Genomic DNA, 9,129 nt, shown 5'->3' with positions numbered 1-9,129 from the left:
CCTCAGCTCTCGGCGATCACCACGGCCGAGGCGATGCCCGCGTCGTGGGACAGGGAGACGTGCCAGCCGCGGACGCCCAGGAGCGCGGCGCGGGCGGCGACCGTGCCCTGGACGGCGAGGTGCGGTTGTCCGGCGGGCGACGTGGTGATCTCGGCGTCGAGCCACTGGAGGCCGGCGGGAGCGCCGAGCGCCTTGGCCAGCGCCTCCTTCGCGGCGAAGCGCGCCGCCAGGGAGGCGGAGCCGCGCGGCGCCCCGGAGGGGAGCAGCAGCTCGGCCGGGGTGAACAGGCGGGCGGCCATCCCCGGGGTGCGGGCCAGCGCCGCCTCGAAGCGCTCGATCTCGGCCACGTCGATGCCCACCCCGACGATCACCGCGCACCCGCCCGCGCGCCGGACGCCCCGGCGGCCGCCGTACGAGACGCCGTACAGGATGCCGTGCCGGTGCGGCCGTCCTGCCGCGCGCTGCCGTCCATGGGGCCAGCTTACGGGCGCGCCGGCCGGGGGCCCGCCATCCGCCCCCGGCGGCACGGCCGTTGCCCGCCGGCTGGACAATGGCCGGGTGCCGACCACGCCACCGCACGCCGCCGCCACGAGTCCCTACGTCGACCTGACCCGCGCCCAGTGGAGCGCGCTGCGCGACCGCACCCCGCTGCCGCTCACCGCCGAGGAGGTGGAGCGGCTGCGCGGGCTCGGCGACGTCGTCGACCTGGAGGAGGTGGTCGACGTCTACCTGCCGCTGTCCCGGCTGCTCAACCTGTACATCGCCGCGCACAGCGGCCTGCGCGGGGCGCTCAACACCTTCCTCGGGTCGGCCGCGGGGCCGGCCGGCGCCCAGCCCGGCACGCCGTTCGTGATCGGCGTCGCGGGCAGCGTCGCGGTCGGCAAGTCCACCACCGCCCGGGTCCTGCGCGAACTGCTGGCCCGCTGGCCGGAGCACCCGAAGGTGGAACTGGTCACCACCGACGGGTTCCTGCTGCCCAACGCCGAACTGGAGCGGCGCGGGCTGATGGCCCGCAAGGGCTTCCCCGAGTCGTACGACCGCCGCGCGCTGATCCGGTTCGTCGCGGACGTGAAGTCCGGCCGGCCCGAGGTGACCGCGCCGGTCTACTCGCACCTGAGCTACGACATCGTGCCCGGCGAGCGGCTGAGCGTGCGCCGCCCGGACATCCTGATCGTCGAGGGGCTGAACGTCCTCCAGCCCGCGCTGCCCGGCAAGGACGGCCGCACCCGGATCAGCCTGGCCGACCACTTCGACTTCAGCGTGTACGTCGACGCGCGCACCGAGGACATCGAGCAGTGGTACCTCGACCGGTTCCGCAAGCTGCGCGAGACCGCCTTCCAGGACCCGGACTCCTACTTCCGGAAGTACACCCAGGTGCCGGAGGACGAGGCGCTGGCGTACGGCCGGATGGTGTGGCGGACGGTCAACCGGCCCAACCTGGAGGAGAACGTGCTGCCCACCCGCGGCCGCGCCACCCTGGTGCTGCGCAAGGGCGAGCGGCACAAGGTCCAGCGGCTGAGGCTGCGCAAACTGTGAGGCGCGCGGGCGGTGGGGCGGGGCCGCGCCCCGCCCCACCGCCCGGGTGTCGCCGGCCCGGCCTCAGCCCAGGGTCGCCTTGACCAGGTCGGCCAGCCGCCCGGCGACCGTGCGCGCGTGGTCGATGTCCGCCGCCTCGACCATCACCCGCACCAGCGGCTCGGTGCCCGAGGCGCGCAGCAGCACCCGGCCGGTGGTACCCAGCTCCGCCTCGGCGTCGCTGACGGCCACGGCCAGTTCGGGGGCGCGCGGCATCCGGTCCTTGTCCACGTCGGGGACGTTGACGAGCACCTGCGGCAGCCGCCGCATGACGGTGGCCAGGTCGGCGAGCGAACGGCCGGTGGCGGCCACCCGGGCGGCCAGCAGCAGCCCGGTCAGGGTGCCGTCGCCGGTGGTGGCGTGGTCCAGCACGATGACGTGGCCGGACTGCTCGCCGCCGAGCGCGTAGCCGTGCTCCTTCATCGACTCCAGCACGTAGCGGTCGCCGACCGCGGTCTGCACCAGGTTGATGCCCTCGCGCTCCATCGCCAGCTTGAAGCCGAGGTTGGACATCACCGTGGCGACCACGGTGTTCTCGCGCAGCCCGCCCTGCTCGCGCAGCGCCAGCGCCAGCACGGCCAGGATCTGGTCGCCGTCGATCTCCTCGCCGGCGGCGTCCACGGCCAGGCAGCGGTCGGCGTCGCCGTCGTGGGCGATGCCCAGGTCCGCGCCGTGCTCGACCACGGCGGCCTTGAGCAGGTCGAGGTGGGTGGAGCCGCAGCCGTCGTTGATGTTGAGGCCGTCGGGCTGGGCGCCGATGGTGACCACCTCGGCGCCGGCCCGGGAGAACGCCTCGGGCGACACGCGGGAGGCCGCGCCGTGCGCCTCGTCGAGCACGATCTTCAGGCCGTCGAGCCGGTTGGGCAGCACCGCGACCAGGTGGGCGACGTACCGGTCGAACCCCTCGTCGTAGTCCCGGACCCGGCCGACGCCGGCGCCGGTCGGACGCACCCACGGGGCGCCGGTGCGGTGCTCCTCGTAGACCGCCTCGATCCGGTCCTCCAGCTCGTCGTCGAGCTTGTGGCCGCCGCGGGCCAGGAACTTGACGCCGTTGTCCGGCATGGCGTTGTGGCTGGCGGAGAGCATCACGCCGAGGTCGGCGCCCAGCGCGCCGGTGAGATACGCCACCGCGGGAGTGGGCAGCACACCGACGCGCAGGACGTCCACGCCCGCGCTGGCCAGGCCCGCCACCACGGCGGCCTCCAGGAACTCGCCGGAGGCCCGCGGGTCGCGCCCGACCACGGCCACCGGCCGGTGGCCGGCGAAGCTGCCCGCCTCGGCCAGTACGTGCGCCGCCGCGACCGACAGGCCGAGCGCCAGCTCCGCCGTCAGGTCGGCGTTGGCGATGCCCCGCACCCCGTCGGTGCCGAAGAGTCGTCCCACAGTGTTTCCTCCGATGCGATGCGGCGGCTCGGCTCTGCTTGCGGTGTGCCGCGATCCCGCAGGGTCGTACAAGCACACATATACGCCCCTAGCTCATCATGCGAACGCCCCGGAGGCACCGATGTGCCTCCGGGGCGTTGCGTCGCGCGTCGGACGGGGGTGGGCGCAAGGCGCCGGCTCCCCCGCCGGGACGACTAGCGCTTGCTGAACTGCGGCGCCTTGCGGGCCTTCTTCAGACCGGCCTTCTTCCGCTCGACCGCGCGGTCGTCACGGGTCAGGAAGCCGGCCTTCTTGAGCGGGCCGCGGTTGTTGTCGACGTCCGCCTCGTTGAGCGCACGGGCGACACCCAGGCGCAGCGCACCGGCCTGGCCGGAGATGCCGCCGCCGGAGATGCGGGCGACGACGTCGTAGCGACCGTCGAGCTCCAGCACCTTGAACGGCTCGTTGACTTCCTGCTGGTGCACCTTGTTCGGGAAGTAGCCCTCGAGGGTGCGGCCGTTGATCTTCCACTTGCCGCTGCCGGGGATGATCCGGACGCGGGCGATGGAGCGCTTGCGGCGGCCGGTGCCGGCGGCCGGCTGCGGGTCGCCGAAGCGGGAGGCCAGCGACTCGGAGGTGTACTCACCCTCGACGGCCTCGGACTCGAAGGTCGTGATCTCGTCGTAGGACTCTTCGCCCTCGACGGGGGTCTCGGCGGTGGTCTCAGCCACGATTCTCCTCAGGTTCTTTCTGGTAGCAGGTGGCCGGGACTACTGCGCGACCTGGGTGATCTCGAACGGCACCGGCTGCTGGGCAGCGTGCGGGTGCTGGTCGCCCGAGTAGACCTTCAGCTTGGTGAGCATCTGGCGGCCCAGGGTGTTCTTGGGGAGCATGCCCTTGACGGCCTTCTCGACGGCCTTCTCCGGGCTCTTGGCCAGCAGCTCGTCGTAACGCACCGAGCGCAGACCGCCGGGGTACCCGGAGTGGCGGTACGCCATCTTCTGGGTCTTCTTGTTCCCGGACAGGTGCACCTTGTCGGCGTTGATGATGATGACGAAGTCACCGGTGTCGACGTGGGGCGCGTAGATGGGCTTGTGCTTGCCCCGCAGGAGGGTCGCGGCTTGGGTGGCCAGGCGACCCAGGACGACGTCCTGCGCGTCGATGACATGCCACTGGCGCTGAACGTCGCCGGGCTTGGGGCTGTACGTACGCACGGTCGTGAGCCTTCGCTATCTTCGGTGAGTTGGTCCTGACAAGGCCACCCGGCGATCACGACAGCCCTGGTGGCACACGGGGACGCAACCCGTGGACCTACCGCTGGTCATCGGCCCGGTGGACCGGCGTAAGGGCCTCTCACGTGAGATAGAGCAAGCCAATACGCATAACGACATCGCAGAATACCCGTGCCCACCCTGGCGGGTCAAAACGCGGTCCCCGGAGCGCCCCGGACGGTCAGCGCGGCCGCTCGACCCTGCGCTCGTCCCAGACCGGCTCCGGCGTCTCGCGGACCAGGCCGTCGGAGCCGAAGACGAGGTAGCGGTCGAAGGCGCGGGCGAACCACCGGTCGTGGGTGACCGCGAGGACCGTCCCGTCGTACGCCTCCAGGCCCTCCTGGAGCGCCTCCGCGCTCTCCAGGTCGAGGTTGTCCGTCGGCTCGTCCAGCAGCAGGGCGGTGGTGCCCTGGAGCTCCATCAGCAGGATCTGGAAGCGGGCCTGCTGGCCGCCGGAGAGCTTGTCGAAGGACTGGTCGCCCTGCCGCTCCAGTTCGTACCGGCGCAGCACCGACATCGCGCGGCCCCGGTCGCGGGCGTGCTCGGCCCACAGGATGTCCACCAGGGTGCGGCCGGCCAGCTCGGGGTGGGCGTGCGTCTGCGCGAAGTGCCCGGGCACCACCCGGGCGCCCAGCTTGTACGTCCCGGTGTGCGCGACCGAGGCGTCCCCCGCCAGCAGCCGCAGGAAGTGCGACTTGCCCGACCCGTTGGACCCCAGCACCGCGACCCGCTCGCCGTAGAACACCTCCAGGTCGAACGGCCGCATCAGGCCGGTCAGTTCGAGCTGCTCGCAGGTGACCGCCCGCACCCCGGTCCGGCCGCCCTGCAACCGCATCCGGATGTCCTGCTCGCGCGGCGGCTCCTGGGGCGCGCCCGCCTCCTCGAACCGCCGCAGCCGGGTCTGCGCCGCGTGGTAGCGCGAGGCCATGTCGGGGCTGTTGGCAGCCTGCTGCCGCAGCCGCAGCACCATTGCCCGGAGCTTGGCGTGCTCCTCCTCCCAGCGGCGGCGCAGCTCCTCGAACCGGGCGAAGCGCTCCTTGCGGGCCGCGTGGAAGGTGTCGAACCCGCCGCCGTGCACCCACGCGGTGGAGCCGGCGGGACCGGTCTCCACGCTGACGATCCGCTCCGCGGTCCGCGCCAGCAGCTCGCGGTCGTGGCTGACGAACAGCACCGTCTTGCGGGTCTGCGCGATCTGCTCCTCCAGCCAGCGCTTGCCCGGCACGTCCAGGTAGTTGTCCGGCTCGTCCAGCAGCAGCACCTCGTCCGGGCCGCGCAGCAGCGCCTCCAGCACCAGCCGCTTCTGCTCGCCGCCGGAGAGCGTCTTCACCTCGCGCCACTGCGCCCGGTCGTACGGCACCCCGAGCGCCGCCACGGTGCACATGTCCCACAGCGTCTCCGCTTCGTACCCCCGCGCCTCGGCCCACTCGCTCAGCGCCGTGGCGTACGCCATCTGCGCCGGTTCGTCGTCCTGCGCCATGATCGCCAGCTCGGCGGCGTCCACCGCCTTCGCGGCGGCCCGGATACGGGGGTGCGCCACGGACACCAGCAGGTCGCGGACGGTGCGGTCGTCGCGGACACTGCCCACGAACTGGCGCATCACGCCCAGGCCGCCGCTGACCGTGACGGTGCCGCCGTGCGGCTTCAGCTCGCCGGAGACCAGCCGCAGCAGCGTGGTCTTGCCCGCTCCGTTCGGCCCCACCAGGGCCACCGCGGCGCCCTCGCCGACCCGGAACGAGACGTCGCCGAGCAGCGCCCGGCCGTCCGGGAGGTAGTACTCGATGTGCGCGGCTTCGACATGACCCATGGCCCGGATTCTCCCTGTCCCCGCGGACCCGCCCCAAGTCCTTTTCCCGGGCCGCGACGGCCATATGATGCGCGACATGAGTGAAGGGCCGGGGCAGCAGCCCCCGCAGGAACCCCGTAAACAAGCCTCCGACGGCCCCCGCGAGGTCCTGGAGGGACGCGTCATCCCCTCCCGCACGTCCGACCCCCGGCGCGGCTTCGCCGGCCCGCCGCAGCAGTCGGCTCCCCGGCGCGAGGACGCGCAGGACGCCCAGGCCCCCGCGGCCACGGCGCCCGGGGCCGGTGCCCCCGAAGGCCCGTACAGCGTCCGCCCGGGCACACCGGGTCCGCCCGGCGGGCAGGGCGCGCACACCCCGCCCCGGGCCGCCCCGGCCGCGTCGGGCCCGCCGGCCGGGTCCGGGCAGGCGGGGACGGCTCCTGGCGGCCAGGGCTTCGCGCAGCAGCCCCGGCAGCAGGCACCGCAGCAGGCGCCCGCGGGCGGGCCGGCCGCCTCCGGCGGGTACGGCTTCCCCCGTCATGAGGCAGCCGGAGCCGCCAGTGGACCGTCCGCGGGCGGCGGCCGTGGCGGGTACGGCTACCCGGGGCCGCAGGCGCCCGGCGGAGCCGGCGGCGGGACGGGCCCGGCGGCATCCCCGTCCGGGGCTGCGGGCGGGTCCGCGCCCGGCACACCCGACTGGAGCGCGCTCGCCGACGAGCAGGCCAGCGGGGAGCGGCGCCGCCGCCGGGTGATGATGCTCGTCGGCGGGGCCGTCGCCGTCGCGGTGATCGCCGGCGGCGTGGCCACGGCCGTGGTGGTGTCCGGCAAGGGCTCCGACCACACGATCGCCGACCCGAGCGCTTCGGCGAGCGGTTCCGGCAGCCAGAAGCCGCTGCCGCCCGAGCCGTCGTTCTCCTCCGTGGCACCGCCCTCGCCGGCGAACCCGCTGGACTTCATCTCCTCCGCGGCGAAGGACAAGGCGCCGCTGAGCCCGGCGTCGCTCTTCCCGGGCAAGCAGTTCGTCCTGGGCGGCCGCACCTACGCCAAGACCACCACCTCCAGCACCACCGCGTGCTCCGCGGCGGCCGGCGGCCAGCTCTCCGGCGCGCTCGCCGCGGACGGCTGCACCGAGATGCTGCGCGCCACCTACACCAACGGGGCGATCGCCGTCACCATCGGGGTCGCCGTCTTCGCCGACGCCTCCCACGCCACCAAGGTGCACAGCGTCGCGCAGTACGTCAGGCCGCTCAACGGCGGCGGCATCGCCGACTTCTGCCACGCCGTGGCCTGCCAGATGACCTCGAACTCGGTCGGCCGCTACGCCTACTTCGCGATCGCCGGCTTCAAGAACGGCACGACCCTCACCTCGGACAACACCACCGGCGCGCAGGCCGCCAACGACGCGTCGGACTTCGCCTTCCAGCGGATCGTCCAGCGCGGGCGCGACGCGGCGCAGGCCCAGGCGAACAGCCAGTAGGGCCGCACCGGACGTGCCGGGCCCGCTCAGGACCCGGTGCCGGGCCCGCGCAGGACCCGGGTAAGGGCCGTCCTCCTGGAGGGCGGCCCTTACCGGCAGCCGGGCAGCGTCCTGATGTTGCGGGCCTCCCGGCTGCGCGCGGCCAGCAGCTCGTCGGCCGGGTAGCCGACCTCCTCCAGCGTCAGGCCGTGCGGCCGCACCACGTTGACGGCCGAGTGCCGCTCGCGTCCGGCCAGCACCTCCGCGGGGAAGCCGACCGGCCGGTGCCCGTCGCCGACCAGGATCATCGCCCCGACCAGCGCCCGCACCATGTTGTGGCAGAAGGCGTCGGCCCGTACCGTCGCCACCGCCAGGCCGTCCGCGGTCCGCTCCCACGCCAGGTCGAGCAGGGTGCGGATGGTGGTCGCGCCCTCCCGCTTCTTGCAGTAGGCGGCGAAGTCGTGCTCCCCCAGCATCAGCTTCGCGGCGTCGTTCATCAGGTCCACGTCCACCGGGCGGTCGTGCCACAGCACGTGGCCGCGCAGCAGCGGGTCCACCCCGCCCGGGTGGTCGCCGATCCGGTACGCGTACCGGCGCCACACCGCGGAGAACCGGGCGTCGAAGCCGGGCGGCGCCTGCGCCACCCCCCACACCCGCACGTCCCACGGCAGCCGCCCGGCCAGCCGGCGCCGCAGCCTCCCGCTCTCCCGCTCCCACACCTCGGCCGGCAGGTCCACGTGCGCCACCTGCCCGCGGGCGTGCACGCCCGCGTCGGTGCGGCCCGCCACCGTCAGCTCGACCGGGTCCGGCAGCCGCAGCACCGTGGCGATCGCGGACTCCAGCTCCCCCTGCACGGTGCGCCGGCTGCGCTGCTTCGCCCACCCGGAGAAGTCCGCCCCGTCGTACCCAAGATCCAAGCGCACCCGGACGAACCCGTCCGCCGGCCTCTCGCTCACCCGTCGCTCCTCGCGCCTCGTACCCGTGCCCCGCCATACGGCGAGCGGGCCCGCACCCCGGAGGGTGCGGGCCCGCTCGCCGGTCCCGAAGGACCGCAAGAACGCTCAGGCGTCCTTGGACTCCTCGTCCGCCGCGTCCGCGGGAGCGGCGTCGGCGGGCTCGGCGTCGGCCGGCGCCGCGTCCTCGACCGGCGCGTCGGCCTTCTTGACGTCGGCCAGGGCCTCGTCACCGGCGCGGTCCTTGGCGGAGCGCTTGGTGGCGGCCTCGGCCTCGCCGACCGCGTTCTGCTGCACGGTGAGGGCTTCCACCAGCTCGATGACCGCCATCGGGGCGTTGTCGCCGCGACGGGGGCCGATCTTGGTGATGCGGGTGTAGCCACCCGGGCGGTTCTCGTACCGCGGCGCGATGTCGGTGAAGAGCGCGTGCACGACACCCTTGTCGGTGATCTGCTGCAGCACCTGGCGACGGTTGTGGATGTCGCCCTTCTTCGCCTTCGTGATCAGCCGCTCCGCGACCGGGCGCAGCCGGCGCGCCTTGGCCTCGGTGGTGGTGATCCGGCCGTGCTCGAAGAGCGACTTCGCGAGGTTCGCGAGCAGCAGCTTCTCGTGCGCGGCACTCCCGCCCAGACGGGCGCCCTTAGCGGGCTGGGGCATGGTCCTTCTCCTTCTCCGCTGCACCGGCCGTGTCAGGTACCGATGTCAGTGCGAGCCGGCGGCCGCCGGCTCGTG

9 protein-coding genes are annotated in these 9,129 nt (G+C 73.9%); 2 read left to right on the top strand and 7 right to left on the bottom strand.

Annotated features, from left to right (window positions below; translation table 11 throughout):
* Positions 1–2: 2 nt before the first annotated feature.
* Positions 3–371 (bottom strand): holo-ACP synthase, encoded by a 369-nt coding sequence (locus RVR_RS22355; protein WP_202235542.1) that lies wholly within the window; start codon positions 369–371, stop codon positions 3–5.
* 187 nt (positions 372–558) lie between these two features.
* Between RVR_RS22355 and coaA the strand changes: the two genes are divergently transcribed.
* Positions 559–1,536, top strand: coding sequence for a type I pantothenate kinase (coaA, locus tag RVR_RS22350; protein WP_237404896.1), 978 nt, complete (start codon positions 559–561; stop codon positions 1,534–1,536).
* 63 nt (positions 1,537–1,599) lie between these two features.
* On the opposite strand, the gene glmM is transcribed toward coaA, so the two are convergent.
* The 4 genes from glmM to RVR_RS22330 all read right to left on the bottom strand — a co-directional run bounded on the left by glmM (position 1,600) and on the right by RVR_RS22330 (position 6,012).
* Positions 1,600–2,958, bottom strand: coding sequence for a phosphoglucosamine mutase (gene glmM, locus RVR_RS22345; RefSeq protein ID WP_202235540.1), 1,359 nt, complete (start codon positions 2,956–2,958; stop codon positions 1,600–1,602).
* A 194-nt stretch (positions 2,959–3,152) separates the two neighbouring features.
* Positions 3,153–3,668, bottom strand: coding sequence for a 30S ribosomal protein S9 (rpsI, locus tag RVR_RS22340; protein ID WP_202235538.1), 516 nt, complete (start codon positions 3,666–3,668; stop codon positions 3,153–3,155).
* A gap of 39 nt (positions 3,669–3,707) precedes the next feature.
* The gene (gene rplM, locus RVR_RS22335) at positions 3,708–4,151 is read right to left on the bottom strand and encodes a 50S ribosomal protein L13 (protein WP_103886886.1); all 444 of its coding nucleotides are present in this window, start codon (positions 4,149–4,151) and stop codon (positions 3,708–3,710) included.
* Between the two features lie 238 nt (positions 4,152–4,389).
* Positions 4,390–6,012, bottom strand: a complete 1,623-nt coding sequence (locus tag RVR_RS22330; RefSeq protein WP_202235536.1) for an ABC-F family ATP-binding cassette domain-containing protein — start codon at positions 6,010–6,012, stop codon at positions 4,390–4,392.
* A 724-nt stretch (positions 6,013–6,736) separates the two neighbouring features.
* On the opposite strand from RVR_RS22330, the gene RVR_RS22325 reads away from it, so the two are divergent.
* On the top strand, positions 6,737–7,465 hold the full coding sequence (locus RVR_RS22325; RefSeq protein WP_202235534.1) for a hypothetical protein: 729 nt from the start codon (positions 6,737–6,739) through the stop codon (positions 7,463–7,465).
* Between the two features lie 89 nt (positions 7,466–7,554).
* Here RVR_RS22325 and truA read toward each other — a convergent pair whose 3' ends face one another.
* Positions 7,555–8,400 (bottom strand): tRNA pseudouridine(38-40) synthase TruA, encoded by an 846-nt coding sequence (gene truA, locus RVR_RS22320; RefSeq protein WP_202235533.1) that lies wholly within the window; start codon positions 8,398–8,400, stop codon positions 7,555–7,557.
* Positions 8,401–8,505: 105 nt separating this feature from the next.
* Positions 8,506–9,054, bottom strand: a complete 549-nt coding sequence (gene rplQ / locus RVR_RS22315; protein WP_202235532.1) for a 50S ribosomal protein L17 — start codon at positions 9,052–9,054, stop codon at positions 8,506–8,508.
* Between the last annotated feature and the right edge of the window lie 75 nt (positions 9,055–9,129).

Source organism: Streptomyces sp. SN-593, assembly GCF_016756395.1.
Classification (GTDB): domain Bacteria; phylum Actinomycetota; class Actinomycetes; order Streptomycetales; family Streptomycetaceae; genus Actinacidiphila; species Actinacidiphila reveromycinica.
Note: the sequence above shows the minus strand (reverse complement) of the source record. Positions and strands in the feature narration are given on the sequence as shown.

Bases quoted from the DNA above. Each gene is read 5' to 3' on its own strand.
- RVR_RS22330 (WP_202235536.1), bottom strand. From the start codon at position 6,012: ATGGGTCATGTCGAAGCCGCGCACATCGAGTACTACCTCCCGGACGGC.
- rplQ (WP_202235532.1), bottom strand. From the start codon at position 9,054: ATGCCCCAGCCCGCTAAGGGCGCCCGTCTGGGCGGGAGTGCCGCGCAC.